This is a genomic window from Ancylobacter amanitiformis (genome assembly GCF_030814815.1).
In the GTDB taxonomy this organism is placed as follows: domain Bacteria; phylum Pseudomonadota; class Alphaproteobacteria; order Rhizobiales; family Xanthobacteraceae; genus Ancylobacter; species Ancylobacter amanitiformis.
In genome coordinates, this window is record NZ_JAUSVR010000010.1 from 135,694 (window position 1) to 150,754 (window position 15,061).

Annotated in this window: 12 protein-coding genes; 9 read left to right on the forward strand and 3 right to left on the reverse strand. The window is 66.9% G+C overall.

The window, feature by feature from the left end:
* Positions 1-59 precede the first annotated feature (59 nt).
* Both QOZ99_RS15440 and QOZ99_RS15445 read right to left on the reverse strand, forming a co-directional pair.
* The gene (locus QOZ99_RS15440) at positions 60-3,161 is read right to left on the reverse strand and encodes an efflux RND transporter permease subunit (RefSeq protein WP_306890887.1); all 3,102 of its coding nucleotides are present in this window, start codon (positions 3,159-3,161) and stop codon (positions 60-62) included.
* Positions 3,162-3,163: 2 nt separating this feature from the next.
* Positions 3,164-4,375 carry an efflux RND transporter periplasmic adaptor subunit gene (locus tag QOZ99_RS15445; protein WP_306890888.1) on the reverse strand — a complete coding sequence of 404 codons (1,212 nt, stop codon included), beginning with the start codon at positions 4,373-4,375 and terminating at the stop codon, positions 3,164-3,166.
* 419 nt (positions 4,376-4,794) lie between these two features.
* Here QOZ99_RS15445 and QOZ99_RS15450 point away from each other — a divergent pair, with 419 nt between their 5' ends.
* The 8 genes from QOZ99_RS15450 (at position 4,795) to QOZ99_RS15485 (ending at position 12,938) form a co-directional block, all read left to right on the forward strand.
* Entirely contained in the window at positions 4,795-5,697 is a 903-nt protein-coding gene (locus tag QOZ99_RS15450) for a helix-turn-helix domain-containing protein (protein ID WP_306890889.1), read from the forward strand.
* Positions 5,698-5,727: 30 nt separating this feature from the next.
* Positions 5,728-6,846, forward strand: coding sequence for an HlyD family secretion protein (locus tag QOZ99_RS15455; RefSeq protein ID WP_306890890.1), 1,119 nt, complete (start codon positions 5,728-5,730; stop codon positions 6,844-6,846).
* Positions 6,827-8,449 (forward strand): MFS transporter, encoded by a 1,623-nt coding sequence (locus QOZ99_RS15460; protein ID WP_306890891.1) that lies wholly within the window; start codon positions 6,827-6,829, stop codon positions 8,447-8,449. Before QOZ99_RS15455 ends, QOZ99_RS15460 begins: the two co-directional genes overlap by 20 nt.
* Before the next feature lie 203 nt (positions 8,450-8,652).
* Positions 8,653-8,841, forward strand: coding sequence for a hypothetical protein (locus QOZ99_RS15465; RefSeq protein ID WP_183189904.1), 189 nt, complete (start codon positions 8,653-8,655; stop codon positions 8,839-8,841).
* A 208-nt stretch (positions 8,842-9,049) separates the two neighbouring features.
* Positions 9,050-9,886: an alpha/beta fold hydrolase gene (locus QOZ99_RS15470; RefSeq protein ID WP_306890892.1), complete on the forward strand. Its 837-nt coding sequence runs from the start codon at positions 9,050-9,052 to the stop codon at positions 9,884-9,886.
* Positions 9,887-10,268: 382 nt separating this feature from the next.
* A complete protein-coding gene (locus QOZ99_RS15475; protein ID WP_306890893.1) occupies positions 10,269-10,622 on the forward strand; it encodes a hypothetical protein in 354 nt (117 codons plus the stop codon).
* Between the two features lie 295 nt (positions 10,623-10,917).
* Positions 10,918-11,457 (forward strand): TRAP transporter small permease subunit, encoded by a 540-nt coding sequence (locus tag QOZ99_RS15480; protein ID WP_306890894.1) that lies wholly within the window; start codon positions 10,918-10,920, stop codon positions 11,455-11,457.
* 68 nt (positions 11,458-11,525) lie between these two features.
* Positions 11,526-12,938 carry a TRAP transporter large permease gene (locus QOZ99_RS15485; RefSeq protein WP_306890895.1) on the forward strand — a complete coding sequence of 471 codons (1,413 nt, stop codon included), beginning with the start codon at positions 11,526-11,528 and terminating at the stop codon, positions 12,936-12,938.
* A gap of 73 nt (positions 12,939-13,011) precedes the next feature.
* On the opposite strand, the gene QOZ99_RS15490 is transcribed toward QOZ99_RS15485, so the two are convergent.
* On the reverse strand, positions 13,012-13,503 hold the full coding sequence (locus QOZ99_RS15490) for a hypothetical protein (RefSeq protein WP_306890896.1): 492 nt from the start codon (positions 13,501-13,503) through the stop codon (positions 13,012-13,014).
* 290 nt (positions 13,504-13,793) lie between these two features.
* Between QOZ99_RS15490 and QOZ99_RS15495 the strand changes: the two genes are divergently transcribed.
* Positions 13,794-15,050, forward strand: coding sequence for a multidrug effflux MFS transporter (locus QOZ99_RS15495; protein ID WP_306890897.1), 1,257 nt, complete (start codon positions 13,794-13,796; stop codon positions 15,048-15,050).
* The last annotated feature ends 11 nt before the right edge of the window (positions 15,051-15,061 follow it).

Consider the following 15,061-nt stretch of genomic DNA (forward strand, 5'->3'; position numbering starts at 1 on the left):
CGCGGGTGCAACGGCAAGTCTCGCTCACGCCTGTCGCTCCATCGCCTACCCCTGTCCTCTCAGCCATGCGCCCCGGCCGGGGAGGGCTCGGGCCGGCGCCGGCGGCCGATCCGGTCGAGGAACAGGAAGATCACCGGCGTGGTGTAGAGCGTGAGCAACTGGCTGACGACCAGCCCGCCGACAATGGCGTAGCCGAGCGGCTGGCGCAGCTCCGATCCGGTGCCATGGCCCAGCATCAGCGGCACGCCGGCCAGCAGCGCGGCGAAGGTGGTCATCAGGATCGGGCGGAAGCGCAGCAGGCACGCCTCGCGGATCGCGTCATGGGGCGACATTCCGTCGACCCGCTCGCGCTCGATGGCGAAGTCCACGATCATGATGCCGTTCTTCTTCACGATGCCGATCAACAGGATCAGGCCGATCAGCGCGATGATCGAGAAGTCGAAGCCGAACATCCACAGCATGATCAGCGCCCCGAGCCCGGCCGAGGGCAGGGTGGAGAGGATGGTCAGCGGGTGGACATAGCTCTCATAGAGCACGCCGAGGATCACATAGATCACCAGCAGGGCGGCCAGCACCAGCGCGGGTTCGCTGGCCAGCGACTGCTGGAAGGCCTGGGCATTGCCCTGGAAGGCGCCGGTCAGCGTCGCCGGCTTGCCGATCTCGGTCTCCGCCCGGTGGATCGCCGCCACCGCGTCGCCGAGCGCCACGCCCGCCGCCAGGTTGAAGGACAGCGTCACCGAGGGAAACTGCGACTGATGGTTGATCGACAGGAAGCTGGTGGGCAGCGACGTCCACTTGGCGAGGACGCTGAGCGGCACCTGCTGGCCGGTGATCGGGGAGGTGACATAGAGATCGTCCAGCGCGCGCGGCGAATTCTGCAGCTCCGGCAGCACTTCAAGAATGACGTGGTAGCTGTTGAGCTGGGTGAAGTATTGCGTCACCTGCCGCTGTCCGAACGCATCGTACAGCGTGTTGTCGATCAACGCGGGGCTGATGCCGAGCCGCTCCGCCTGGTCACGGTCGATCGTGAGCGTCAGCGTGGTGCCGCCGGCCTGCTGGTCCGAGGCGAGGCTGGTCAGTTCGGGCAGGGTCTTCAGCTTCGCCAGCATCTTCGGCGCCCACGCGTTGAGTTCGTCGATATTGCCGTCCTGCAGCGTGTACTGGAACTGGGTGCGCGCGACGCGCCCGCCAATGTTGAGGTCCTGTGCCGCCTGGAGAAACAGCGCGGCGCCCTCCACCTTGGCCAGCCGGGCGTTCAGCCGGTCGATGATCTGGAAGGCGGAGGCCTCGCGCGCCTCGCGCGGCTTCAGGGTGATGAACATCTTGCCATTATTCACCGTCTGCCCCGCCCCGGCGCCGACCCCCATGCCCACCGTCGCCACGTCGGGATCGGCCGCGACGATCTCGGCGAGGGCGAGCTGGTGCTTGACCATCTCGGCGAAGGAAATGTCCTGCGCCGCTTCCGACACGCCGATGATCAGGCCGGTATCCTGCTGGGGGAAGAAGCCCTTGGGAATCTCGTAGAACAGCACGCCGGTCGCCGCGACCGCCGCGAGGAAAATGGCGAGCGTGATGCGCGCGTGATCGAGCGCCATATCCAGCGTCACCCGATAGCCCGCGAGCAGCGCGTCGAAGCCGCGCTCGGAGAGCCGGTAGAGCCGGCCGTGCGTCTCCTCCTTGCGCTTCGGCTTGAGGAACAGCGCGCACAGGGTGGGCGTCAGCGTCAGCGAAACGAGCGCCGAGACGGCGATGGTGATCGTCACCGTGACGGCGAATTCGCGAAACAGCCGGCCGACCAGCCCGCCCATCAGCAGTAGCGGGATGAACACCGCCATCAGCGACAGGCTGATCGACAGGATGGTGAAACCGATTTCGGCCGAGCCGTCGAGCGCCGCCTGGAGCGGGGTCTTGCCCATTTCCAGATGTCGCTCGATATTTTCCAGCATGACGATGGCATCGTCCACCACGAAGCCGACGGCGATGGAGAGGCCCATCAGCGAGAGGTTGTCGAGGCTGTAGCCGCACACATACATGGCCGCGAACGTGCCGACGATGGCGAGCGGCACGGCCAGCGAGGGGATGATCGTTGCCCTGACATTGCGCAGGAAGACGAAGATCACCGCGACGACGAGAACGATGGTGATGACGAGGGTCTTCTCCACATCGGCCACCGAGGCGCGGATGGTGCCGGTGCGATCGCTGACGATCTCCAGATCGAGCCCGGCCGGCGCGCTCGCCATCAGCGTGGGCAGCTGCGCCTTGATCTGGTCGACCGTGTCGATGACGTTGGCGCCGGGCAGCTTGAACACCGGCAGGAGAATGGCCTTCTGCCCGTTCGCCCAGGCGGCGAGCTGGTCGTTCTCCGGCGCATCCACCGCCGTGCCGATGTCGCGCACCCGCACGGGGGCGCCATTGCGCCACGCAAGGATGGCGTCGCGCCATGGCGCGGCCGAGGTCAGCTGGTCGTTGTCGAACAGGGTAAAGGTGCGCTGGCGGCCCTGCACGGTGCCCTTTGGATCGTTGACCGTCGTCGAGACGATGGCGCTGCGGATATCCTCCAGCGACAGGCCCAGATTGGCGACCTTCGAGGGGTCGACCTGGATGCGCACCGAGGGCTTCTGCTGGCCAAATACCGAGACCTGACCGACGCCGCCGATCTGGCTGATATGCTGCTGCAGGATGTTCTCGGCGAAATCGTCGACCTGGATGATGGGCAGCGTCTTCGAGCTGAGCGCGAGGACCAGGATCGGCGGATCGGCCGGGTTCACCTTGCGATAGGTCGGCGGCGCCGGCAGGTTGGTGGGCAATTGCCCGCCCGCGGCGTTGATCGCGGTCTGCACGTCCTGCGCCGCCGAATTGATCTCGACGCCGAGGTTGAACTGCAGGGTGATGGACGAATTGCCGAGCGTCGAGATGGAGGTCATCTGCGACAGGCCGGGAATCTCGCCGAACTGGCGTTCCAGCGGCTGCGTCACCGAGGAGGCGATGATTTCCGGGCTGGCGCCGGGCAACTGCGTCGATACTTGCAGCGTCGGAAAATCGACATCGGGCAGCGGCGCCACCGGCAGGCGCGGGAAGGCGGCGGCGCCGAGCGCGAGCAGGCCGGCCATCAGCAGCGAGGTGCCGATCGGGTGGCGGATGAACCAGGAGGAGAGCGACATGGTCAGCCTCCTGTCGCAGCTGTGGCGGGGGCGGGCTCCGGTGCCGGCGCGCGGGGGGCTTCGGTCGGCGTGACGAGCGTTCCCGGCGCGAGGCGGTACTGGCCACGCGTCACCACGGTGCGGCCCGCCTCCAGCCCCTTCGTCACCACGGCGATATTGTTGGCGATCTGGCCGGTCTCGACCGGGGCAAGGGCCACCTTGTCGCCGGCCTCCACCGTGTAGACGAAGGTGCCGTCCGGCCCGCGCTGGACCGCATCGGCGGGCACGGTGACGACCTGGGGCAGGGTGCCGACCCGCAGCTTGATGTCGACGAACAGGCCGGGCCAGAGCGCGTCCTGCTGGTTGGGGAAGTTCGACTTCACCTGCAGCGTGCCGCTTTGCGGGTCGATCTTGTTGTCGATGATCTCCACGATACCGGTATCCAGCACCGTGCCGTCGTCGCGCGAGACCGCCTGCGCTTCCACCGGGCCGCGGCCGAGCGCGTCGCGAATGGCGGCGACATCGGCCTGCGGCAGGGTGGAGATGACCGAGATCGGGTGGATCTGGTTGATGACCACAAGGCCGTTCGTATCGGTGGTGTGGACGATATTGCCCTGGTCGACGAGGCGGATGCCGGCGCGCCCGTCAATGGGCGAGGTGATCCGCGTATAGGAGAGTTCGGTCTGCGCGCTGTCGATCGCCGCCTTGTCCTGGGCGATCTGCGCCTGCAGCTGGGCCACCGTGCTCTGCTCGTTGTCGACCGCCTGCTGGCTGGCAAAGGCGTCCTTGCCCAGCTTGAAATCGCGCTGGTAGGTCAGTTCCGCATTGGCCAGCGCCGCCTCGTCCTGCGCGAGCTTGGCCTTGGCCTCTTCCAGCGCCGCCTCAAAGGTGCGCGGATCGATGACGGCGATCACGTCGCCCTGGCGGATATCCTGCCCCTCCTTGTAGAGCACCTGCTGCAACTGGCCGTCGACGCGCGAGCGGATCGTTACGGTGTTGTAGGGCTCCACCGTGCCGATGCCCACGAGATAGACCGGCACGTCCTGCCGCGTGGCGCGGGCCACCTGCGCGGGCACGGCCACGACCGGCGCCGGCGGCGGCGGGGGGCGATCCTCAAGGCGCAGGAGACCGTAGCCGACGCCGAAGACGGCGAGTGCCGCCCCGGCGAGGAGGACGGTGCGCGGCAGGTGGCGCGGCAGGTGGCGCGGCAGATGGCGCGGCGGGTTCTGGGGCATGGCAGTGGCCAGGTTTCGCGGGCCCGCCGCTCGGGTCGGCCCGCTCCGGCGGCACGGTGCCGCGGGTCCTCGAGTGGATTGCATTGGAGGCGTTCCAGAGTTCGGCATCTTTCGCGATTGCCGCTGTCTTGCCGATCCGCCCCCTCACGCCCCCGGCGAGTGCCAACTCGCACGCTCCTATACCAAGGTATCTATTCCTCACACTCATCATATATCCGTCGAAACCCACGTAGAATGGAGACGATGACAGGCCAGTCTATTGTTTGATCACCGCCAGATGCGAACTGGATGGGCCGACCGGAAGACGGATCGCAACCGATACACGCCACTCCGCGGATGCTGGAAGTGGCCTGTGCCTGCGGTCCGGGAGGGCGCCATTCGGGAGCAAACGCCATTTCAAGGGATCAAGGGATCAGGCCATGTCGCTTCATGTCACGCCGCCTTTCGAAGCCTTCGCCGTCAACGCCCGCGCCGGTGAAATCATTGGTTCGCGTTCCGAGGGCCGGACGGCTCCCGCCTTCGACGGCTTTGCGCCCGGCGCGCTGCCGGACGAGCGCCTTTCCGTCCAGCTCGGCCATATGGGCGTGGTGATCGCCGTCTCCACGCCGGCCCAGGGCGGGCCGGTCGGCGCTTCGTTCCGGGCTCCCGCACGTACCGAGACCGCCGATACCATCCAGCTTCTGGTCACGCGCTCCGATTTCGAGCGGCTCGCCGGCCTCCTCGTCGACGACCATGGCGATGAGGGGCGTCTCGCGTCCTCCACCGATCCGGTGATCCAGCGCCTGGCCCTCGCACTCGGCTCGGCCGAGCGCAGCGACAAGGAATTCGGCGGCGTCTATGCCGATGCGCTGCGCCTTGCCATCGTGACCCGCCTGCTCGCCGCCGATACGCGCTGCGAGGAAGAGACGGGCGAGCAGCCGGGCATGCCGGCGGCCCGGATTTCCGAGATCGACGCGCCGTCCAGCCAGCCGCGCCGCCCCAAGACCGGCCTGCCGAAGTGGCGCTTCAAGCGTGTCGCGGCCTATGTCGAGGAGCATCTGGGCGAGGCGGTCACGCTGGCCGACATGGCCGAGGCCGCCGGCCTGAGCCGCATGCACTTCGCCGCCCAGTTCCGCATCGCCACCGGCGTGCGCCCGCATGAATACCTGCTGCGCCGCCGCATCGAGCGGGCCCAGGAAATGCTGCTGGAGAGCCGCGACTCACTGGTCGAGATCGCGCTGGGCGTCGGCTTCCAGACGCAGGCCCACTTCACGACCGTGTTCCGCCGCTTCGTCGGCGACACGCCCTACCAGTGGCGCTGCGCCAACCGGAACCGCGGCTGACGCGTGCAGGGCAGTGGGGGAGGGCCGGCCATGTCGACAGTTCAAGCGGCCGGGAACAATTCTTCACCCGACGGGACCAATCCGCAGCCGGCTGCGTGGTGGGTCGGGTTGCGACGGCTGGTTCTGCCGGCTGCCGCCATCCTCGCGGTCGTCGTGATCATCGTCGTGTTCAACCATGGCTGGGCCTTCTGGGTCAGCGAAGCGGCGGTGCAGTCGACCGACGATGCCTATATCGAGGCGAATGTCGCGACGATGAGCGCGCGGGTCAGCGGCAACGTGCTCAACGTGCTGGTGCATGACTTCCAGCCGGTGAAGGCCGGCGAGGTGCTGGTGGAAATCGATCCGGCCGACTATCAGGCGGCGGTCGAAGGTGCGCAGGCGGCGGTCGCCGGTGCGCAGGCCGCGCTGTCGAACCTCGCCAACCAGGAGACGCTGCAGCGTGCGCTGCTGGAGCAGGCCAAGGCGCAGCATCAATCCTCGCTCGCCGCCCAGACCTGGGCGCTGGAGGAGCGCAACCGGCAGCAGACGCTGGTTCAGGGTGGCATCGCCGGAACCGAGCAGAAGCTGCAGCAGGCCATGGCCAGCTATGACGAGGCGGTGGCGAATGTCGCCGCGACCAATGCCTCCACGCAGGCCCAGCAGGCGCAACTCGACGTGCTGGTGGGACAGGAGGGCACGCTGCGCGCCACGCTCGACGCGGCCCGCGCGAACCTCAAGACCGCCCAGCTCAAGCTCGGCTACACCTCGGTCATCGCCCCGTTCGACGGCGTTGCCAGCACGCGCCGCGTGCAGGTGGGCGACTATGTGAATATCGGCACCAGCCTCATCTCGGTGGTACCGGTGCCCAACGTCTATGTCATCGCCAATTTCAAGGAGACCCAGCTCACCCACGTGGCCGCCGGCCAGCCGGTCGAGCTGACGGTCGATACTTTCCCGGGCGAGGTTCTGCGCGGCCATGTCGGGCGCCTGTCGCCGGCGAGCGGCGCGGTGTTCTCGCTGCTGCCGCCCGACAACGCGACGGGCAATTTCACCAAGGTGGTCCAGCGCATCCCGGTCCGCATCGAGATCGATCCGGATCAGGCGCTCACCGGCCGCCTGCGGGCCGGCATGTCGGTGGAGGCACATATCCATGTCGATGGCGGGCGCTGACACGGCGGCGGGTTCGGCACCGGCTCCCCCGTCGCGCTCGCCGCGTCCGCTCTGCGCGGTGGCGGCGGTGCTGCTCGGCTCCTTCCTTGTCGGCTTCGATACCCGCCTGTTCGCCATCGGGCTGCCGGACCTGCGCGGCGCCTACGGGCTCTCCTTCGACCAGGGCGCCTGGCTCAACACCTTCGCCACCGCGCCGCAGATCCTGATCGCCCCCGCGGTCGCCTGGCTCGCCGCCACGTTCGGCGTGCGCCGCGTGCTGTTCTGGCCGAGCCTCGCCTATGCCGTCATCTCCCTTCTCCTGCCGCTTGTGCGCGGGTGGGAGACCCTGGTGGTGCTGCACAGCCTGCGCGGGCTGCTGCTCGGCGTCTTCATCCCCGCCACCATCATGATCGTGCTGCGCACCCTGCCGCCGCGCTGGTGGGTGGCGGCGCTGGCGATCTATGCCTTCCGCCTGTCCTTCTCGCTCAATAGCGGACCGCTGCTGATCGGCCTTTACGACGTGCATTTCGGCTGGCAGTGGATCTACTGGCAGGACATGCTGATCGCCCCGGTCATGGGGGTGCTGGCGGTGCTGGGCACGCCGCGCGAGAAGGTGGATTTCGGGCTGCTGGAGCGGGCCGACTGGGGCGGCATGGCGCTGCTCGGCGCCGGCTGGGCGCTGATCTATGCCGGGGTCGACCAGGGCAACCGGCTCGACTGGTTCGAATCGGGACTCATCACCTCGCTCATCGGCGGCGGCGCGGCACTGATCGTCGCCTTCTTCGTCAATGAGTCGATGGTGCGCTACCCCTGGGCGAGCTACAAGGTCATCGCCTCGCGCAATGTCGGCATCAGCTGTCTGATCGTGCTCTTCTATACCGGCACAAGCCTGTCGAACTCCCAGTTGGTGCCGGGTTTCCTCACCAATGTCGCGGGGCTGCGTCCCGAGGAAATCGGCTGGCCGATCTTCGTCACCGCCTGCCTGCCGCTTCTGGTCGCGGCGCCGATCGCGGTGTTCTTCGTGCGGTTCTGCGACGCGCGGCTGTCGATGCTGGTTGGCTTCATCGCCTTCGCCGTATCCGCGCGGATGGGAACCGAGCTGACGCTGGTCTGGTCGCCCTGGAGCTTCGCGTCGATGGGCATGATCCAGTCGATCGGGCAGGGCTTCACCCTGCTGGCGGTGATCGTGTTCATCCTGGCCAATTCCGACCCACGCAACGCCACCGCGTCCGCCGCCTATATCCAGGTGCTGCGGCTCGGCGGGGCGGAGACGGCGACATCGATCATGGCGACCTTCCTGCGCCATCGCGAGCAGCTGCATTCCTATCTGCTCGGCCTGCATGTTCCGGCCGGGGGCGATCATACCGAGACAGCGCTCGCCCAGCTCGGCAGCGCCTTTTCGGCGGACGGCGCCTCGCCAAATGCGCTGGCGGCGCGCAGCACCCTGAGCCTGCACCAACTGGTCAGCCAGCAGGCCAATGTGCTGGCCTATATTGATGGTTTCCAGCTCACCTACTGGGTCGCCCTGATCGGGCTCATCCTCGTTGCCCTGCTGAAGGCGGCGCCGGCGGGTCCGCTGGTGCCGGCCGCCGCCGCGGCGGGCCCGGTTGGCGTCGCCCGCTAGCGGCGGCGTGCCGCCCGATCGGGCGAGGCCATAAGGGCGAGACTATACTTGGGTATGCCGGGCGCATGCCAACGGTAAAGCTGTCTACACGCTTGTTCAGATGGAGCCGAACCCGCACTGGCGTAGTGTCCTGTCACTCACCGAAGCGAACCGGCCGACCCGCCGGCGCGGTACGGCGAGAACCGAAATGTCAGGACACGACGATGTTTCTCGCCCTCGCCCTGCTCACCCTCATTGCCGGCCTCCTGCTCATGGTGATCGGCGGCACGCTGGTCGTTCACATGCCGGCGCCGCGGCGGTGGATGGTGGCGAGCTTCGTGGCGCTCGACGGCGGATTGCTGGCGGGCAGCCTGCTGGCGCTGCCCTTCGCGCTGCCGCTCGGGCTGGGCTGAGATGCTCCTTCGACCGGGCGGAAGGCAAGATCCGCCCGGGGCGCTCCTTCCCATCATTTCGGGACACCCCCGCAGTCACCGCCCTGACGCAGCGCGCGTGACAGATTTCGGCCTCGGCGCGGTGGCGCCAGCATGGACGCCATGACCCGCCGCGGCCTTCACGTCTTCTTCCTCAACAATCGCTTGTCTACCTGAAAGGAATATCGTCATGGGTTACGTCACCACCAAGGACGGCGTCGAGATCTTCTTCAAGGATTGGGGTCCGAAGGACGCGCAGCCGATCGTGTTCCATCACGGCTGGCCGCTGTCGTCGGACGACTGGGACGCCCAGATGATGTTCTTCCTCGCCCATGGCTACCGCGTCGTCGCCTCGGATCGTCGCGGCCATGGCCGCTCGGCGCAGGTGTCGGAGGGGCACGACATGGATCACTACGCCGCCGATGCCTCGGCGGTGGCCGAGCATCTCGACCTGAAGAACGCCGTCCATATCGGCCATTCGACCGGCGGTGGCGAAGTCGCTCGCTATGTCGCCAAATTCGGCGAGCCGCAGGGCCGTGTGGCCAAGGCCGTCCTGGTTTCCTCGGTTCCCCCGATCATGGTGAAGACCGAGAGCAACCCCGGCGGCACGCCGATCGAGGTGTTCGACGGCTTCCGTTCGGCGCTGGCCGCCAATCGCGCGCAGTTCTTCCTCGATGTCGCGGCCGGCCCGTTCTACGGCTTCAACCGTCCCGGCGCGAAGGTCTCGCAGGGCGTGATCGACAATTGGTGGCGCCAGGGCATGACCGGCAGCGCCAAGGCGCATTACGAGGGCATCAAGGCATTCTCCGAAACCGACCAGACCGAGGACCTGAAGGCCATCACCGTGCCGGTGCTGGTGCTGCAGGGCGATGACGACCAGGTCGTTCCCTACAAGGACGCCTCGCTGCTCCAGGCCAAGCTGCTGAAGAACGCCACGCTCAAGGTCTATGAGGGCTTCCCTCACGGCATGCTCACCACTCATGCCGATGTGATCAACCCGGACCTGCTCGCCTTCGTGAAGGGCTGAGCGATCCGGCTTGCGCCGGCCTGCGGCGGCCGCTCCTCCTCGGGGGAGCGGCCGTCTGCGTTTTGCCGGGGGGAATGGGAAGGGGTGCTGGCGGCGAAACATGAGCGGATTCCGCCGGATGGCGCATCCCCGGCCGAATGAGGCGGAAAGATGAGAGAAAGAGGCTCTCGTCATTGCACCGTCGAGCTTGCGATTATTATTATCAGCTCAGGTATTTTCGTAAGATAGATCCTGCGTTCGATGCCGGCATCGACGCAGAGTTCGGAATAGTTCCATGATTTGTACGAAAATTAACTGATTGACGGGATTCGCCGTCGCGCGTTTCCTGATCGGGTCGCTTGCGGGCACATGGCCCGCTTCTCACCAGACAGGGAGAATGCCGATGACCCAGGAAAACCCGCCTCCCGCGACCGGTGGATGGCGCGATGCGCTTCATCCCATGCCGAAGCCGACGACAGCGCACCCCGAGGGCGGGGCGGACGTCTATTACATCCTCTATTATGCGGAGCAGACCCCCACCGGCGTGATGGGTCCGCTGCGGCGAGCGCGCTATGCGAGTGCGCATGAGGCCGCGGACCGGGCGATGGAGATGCTGCGCGCGGGCCTGCAGCGGCCGGTCGAGATTCGCGATCGGCAGGATCGGCTGATCACCTGCGAGATGATGGGCTGGCAACTGCCGCCACTCGCGCGGGGCGGGGACTTCGAGACTGCGGGCGCCGCGCGGCGCTTCGCCTGACCGTCCGACCCGATGTCAGACATGCGGACAACGCCGGCCTGCGGGCCGGCGATGTCGTTTTCAGGCGGGCGCCTCGCGAGGCGCGGCGGTTTTCGGCGAGGCAGGCGTCGTGCGCTCGACGCTGCGGTAGCGCTGCGCGGGCAACACCCCTCAAGCGATTGCCGTGCGCGCAGGCCCAGCGCATTTCAATTACGTGAGACCATGGTCTATCTTGCTGATGATCGGCTAAGCGGCGAATGCATCGCATTCCAAGCCGCAACGACAAAAAGTCGGCGCAGACCAAGGGGGACGTTCAATGGCAGGGCTTCTGGCCTTCAGCCGAGGCGTGGACTGGCTGAACGAGAAATTCGGCTGGCTTGCGGATTATTGCGTGCTGCTCGCCTGCCTCATCAGCGCGGGCAATGCCACCGTCCGCTATCTCCTGAGCTACAGCACCAACGGGCTCCTGGAAATCCAGTGGTATCTGTTCGGCGCGGTGGTGCTGCTCGGCGCTCCCTATACGCTCAAGCGCAACGAGCATGTGCGTGTTGATCTGCTCTACATGTCGCTCTCGCCGCGCGGGCGCCTGTGGGTCGACACGCTCGGCTTCACGATCATCCTCATTCCTGCCAGCCTCTATTTGGCCTGGCTCAGCTTTCCGTTCTTCTGGCAGTCCTTCGTCTCCGACGAGATGTCGCAGAATGCCGGCGGGCTGATCCTCTGGCCCGCCAAGCTGCTCTTGCCGCTGGGCTTTGCTCTGCTCGCCATTCAGGGCATGTCGGAACTCATCAAGCGCGTGGCCGCCCTCGGCGGCGCGATCGAGATCGCGACCGATTACGAAAAGCCGCTGCAGTGAACCGCCGGCCACCGTCGATCCCTTCGCGAATCCGCGCCCCTTCCCGATTCTGAACGAGAGAGCCCCGCATGTTCTCCCACGGCGTGATGCCCCCGCTCATGTTCGGCGGCATGATCTGCTTCATGATCATCGGCTTCCCGGTCGCGTTCTCGCTGATCGCGGTAGGCCTGTTCTTCGGCACGCTCGGCATATTGACCGATCATTTCCATCCGAGCTTCCTGCAGGCGCTGCCGCTGCGCTTCTACGGCATCATTTCCAACGACCTGCTGCTGGCGATCCCCTTCTTCACCTTCATGGGGGCGATCCTGGAACGCTGCGGGCTGGCGGAGGACCTGCTGGAAGGCACCGGCAAGCTGTTCGGCAAGGTGCCGGGCGGGCTTGCCTATGCGGTGATCGTGGTGGGCGCGATTCTCGGCGCCATCACCGGCACGGTGGCGGCCTCGGTCATCGCCATGGGCGTGATCTCGCTGCCCGTCATGATGCGCTACGGCTATGACCAGAAACTCGCCACCGGCGTCATCGCGGCGTCCGGCACCATCACGCAGCTCATCCCGCCCTCGCTGGTGCTCATCGTCCTCGCCGAGCAACTCGGAAAGCCGGTGGGCGACATGTATCTGGGCGCGATCGGCCCCTCGATCCTGCAGGTGCTGCTGTTCCTCGCCTATGTCTTCGTGCTGTCGCTGTTCAAGCCGCAGCACATGCCGCCGCTGCCGCCGGAGGCGATCGGCGAGGGCGGCTGGCCGCTGATCAAGCAGGTGCTGTGGGGCATGATTCCCTCCATCGTGCTGATCGCGCTGGTGCTCGGCACGCTGGCCATGGGTCTCGCGACACCAACCGAAGCCGGCGCCATGGGCGCGGTGGGTGCCATCGTGCTGGCGGCGATGCATGGCAGGCTCAGCTGGACGCTGGTTCGCCAGGCCATGGAATCGACCATGCGCCTGACGGCCATGGTGGTGTTCATCCTCATCGGCGCCACCGTGTTCAGCCTGGTGTTCCAGGGCATGGACGGCGCCCGCTGGATCGAGCACCTGCTCACTCAGCTGCCGGGCGGGCGGGTCGGCTTCCTGATCTTCGTCAACATCTTCGTCTTCTTCATCGCCTTCTTCCTCGATTTCTTCGAGATCGCCTTCATCATCGTGCCGCTGCTGGTGCCGGTGGCGGTGAAGCTGGACATCAATCTCATCTGGTTCGGCGTGCTGCTGTGCGTGAACATGCAGACCGCCTTCATGCACCCGCCCTTCGGCTTCGCGCTGTTCTACCTGCGCGGCATCGCTCCACCGTCGATCCGCACCTCGCAGATCTACTGGGGGGCGATCCCGTGGCTGGCGATGCAGCTCATCCTCGTGGTCGTGGTGATCATGTGGCCCGAAGCCGTGACCTACTGGGTGAGCCCGGGCTCGACGGTCGACCCCTCCACGATCGAACTCAACATTCCCCAGTTCGAGCCTCCCGCGCTCGACATGGGGCCGCCGCAGTTCTGAGGTGGCGATCACAGGATGACGACCGACCCGGGTCCTTCTCCCCATGTGCGGGAGGGGCCCGGGTCGAGCGCGTTCAGAAGGCCGGCCGGACTGGCGCCCGGCTGCCGCGCACCGCGACGACACCGGCGAGCACGAACAGCGCCAGCGCCGCCAGCTGCGCGATGGCGAAGGGCGGCTCGGACTGGGTGGGCGCCAGCGCCTGGAGCGCGGGCACCTTGGCGAAGGACTGGGCGATGCCGACAAACACCAGCAGCCAGAGGCTGATCACCACGCCCACCAGGTAGATCCAGTTCCAATGCCCGGCGCGGTGGAAATGGTAGCGGGCGGGCAGCGTCACCGCGAGCACCGCCAGCGCCACCAGCCCGACAATGTGCGAGGGCAGGAGGCCGGTGAAGGGAAAGCCGAACCCGGTCGCGCTGGTCGCGACGGCGGTGGCGAGAAAGATGGCGGTCAGAAGCGGCCGGTCGCGCCCGGCGAAGAGATCCAACAATACGACAAGGCCGGCGGCGATGGCGATCAGGCTCAACCAGGTGTGAAACCCGGTCCAGGTAACAGGATTGAACATGGCAGTGCTCCCGTGTGGCCCCAACTCAGCTGCGGTCCCGAGGCGCACCGACCCCACCGGCGCGCCGCCGCCAGCCCGGATACCGGGGCGGCGATTTTTCATGATAACCATCATTTGAATGTCGGCCAGTGCCCCGCGCCAGCCGCGGGGCATCCCGACGCCGCGCCGGGCGCCGGGGCGCGCGATTTCGCGAAGCTGTGTCCTCAAGTCCATTGGGCGGGCGGGACTTTTGCGCCATAAGGCGTCCCGGGCCCGCCCATGGCGGGCGCCTCGCATGCGACGGATCTCACATGAACAAGTCAGAACCCACGCCGGACACGCCTCATCCGGGCATGGGCTTCCGCCAATTCGTGGCCTTCATCGCCGCGCTGATGGCGACCAATGCCATAGCGATCGATTCCATGCTGCCGGCGCTGCCGGAGATCGGCCGTTCGCTCCGCATCGACACCGCCAACCATACGCAGATCGTGATCACCGCCTATCTGCTCGGTTTCGGCGGGGCACAGATCCTTTATGGCACGCTGGCCGACCGCTATGGCCGCCGGCCGGTGCTGATGGTCGGTCTCGCCATCTACACCATCGCCTCGGTCGGCGCGTTCTTCGCGGGATCGCTGGGTGTGATGATCCTGGCGCGCGCGACCCAGGGCATCGGCTCGGCGGCGACCCGCATCCTCGCCATCACCATCGTGCGCGACTGCTATTCCGGGCGGCAGATGGCGCGCGTGATGTCGCTGGCCTTCATCGTGTTCCTCACGGTGCCGATCTTCGCGCCCTCGATCGGCCAGATCATCATGCTCGCGGCGCCGTGGCGGGCGATCTTCCTGATGCTGTGCCTGTTCGGCGGGGGGCTGTTCGTGTGGACGCTGGCGCGGCTGCCGGAGACGCTCAAGCCGGAAAACCGCACGCCGATCTCGATTGCCGGCATCACCTTCGCCTTCGGCCTGGTGTTCCGCAGCCGCATCACGGTTGGCTACATGTGCGCGATGACGATGGTGATGGGCGGCCTGTTCGGCTTCATCAACTCGGCGCAGCAGGTGTTCGCCGTGGCGTTCGACGCCGAGCAGCTGTTCACGCTCATCTTCGCGCTGATCGCCGTCTTCATGGCGCTGTCCTCGCTGCTCAATTCGCGGGTGGTGGGCCGGCACGGCACGCGCAAGGTCTCGCATGCCGCGATGCTGGGCTATCTCGTGGTGACGCTGGTGCATGCGGTGATCGGGCTGGCCGGGTGGGAAACCATCTGGACCTTCTCCATCCTGCAGGCGGCGATGATGTTCTGCTTCGGCCTGATGATGTCGAACTTCAACGCCATGGCGATGGAGCCGGTGGGTGCCGTTGCCGGCACGGCATCCTCGGCGCTGGGCTTCTGCAGCACGGTCGGGGGGGCGCTGGTCGGCTTCGGGCTGGGGCAGCTGTTCGACGGCACGACCTTGCCGCTGCTGCTGGGCTTCGCGGGGCTCGGTCTTGCCGCCTTCCTCTGCGTGCTCGTTGCCGAGCGCGGGCGCCTGTTCGGTCGCGCGGCGGCGGCAGGGGGAACGGCGCACAAATAGGGGGCTCGCGC